1 protein-coding gene is annotated in these 884 nt (G+C 76.4%); it reads left to right on the forward strand.

Translation table 11 applies throughout. The features are described 5' to 3' along the window. Window positions 1-884: polyketide synthase dehydratase domain-containing protein (locus tag K6I34_RS37535; protein WP_229332481.1), on the forward strand; the 884-nt coding region annotated here is incomplete at both ends.

Here is an 884-nt window from a genome sequence, read left to right on the forward strand (position 1 = left end):
GCTCTGTGGCGGCGGGGCGAGGAGCTCTTCGCCGAGGTCCGGCTGCCAGGCGACGAGCAGACGGCTCCCGGCGGCTTCGGCCTGCACCCCGCGCTGCTGGAGGCGGCCTCGCACGCCCTGCTCGTGGCCGGTGCCCCCGGGGCTCCGGCGGCCCGGGTCGCCACCGGGTGGGGCGGGGTGCGGCTCTACGCGACGGGTGCTTCCGCCCTGCGGGTCCGGCTGGTGCCGGACGGCTCCGGCGGGGCGTACGCGATGCAGCTCGCCGACCGCGCGGGAGAGCCCGTCGCCTCCGTCGACTCGGTGGTGCTGCGCGCGCTGTCACCGGACGGGATCGGCGACGTGCGGGAGCGGCGTCAGGACGCGCTGTTCGATGTCGCCTGGAGGCCGATCGCCCTCGCCGGGGCTGATCCGGACATCCGCTGGGGCGTGCTGGGCGACGGCGAGTTCACCGGACGCCGTTTCGACACCGTGGACGCGGTGGCCGCGGCCCTGGAGTCAGGTGCACCCGTGGACGCCGTCGTGGTGCCCTGGGTGCCCACGGCCGGGACCGACACCGTCACCGCGGTCCACGGCAGCACGCAGCGGATCCTGGGACTCGTCCAGGAATGGCTGGCCGACGACCGGCTCACCGCCACTCCCCTTCTCGTCCTCACCCACGGGGCCGTCGCCACCGTGCCGGGCGAGGACATCACCGACCTCGCGGCCGCCACCGTCTGGGGCCTCCTGCGTTCCGCACAGTCCGAAGCCCCCGGCCGCATCACCATCGCCGACGCCGACACCGTCGCGCCCTCCACCCACGTCCTCGCCGCGCTCGTCGCCGCCCGCGAACCCCAGGCGGCGCTCCGCGACGGCACCGCCCTCGTCCCCCGCCTCGACCGCACCAC

This window comes from Streptomyces sp. UNOC14_S4 (genome assembly GCF_020740835.1).
Taxonomy (GTDB): domain Bacteria; phylum Actinomycetota; class Actinomycetes; order Streptomycetales; family Streptomycetaceae; genus Streptomyces.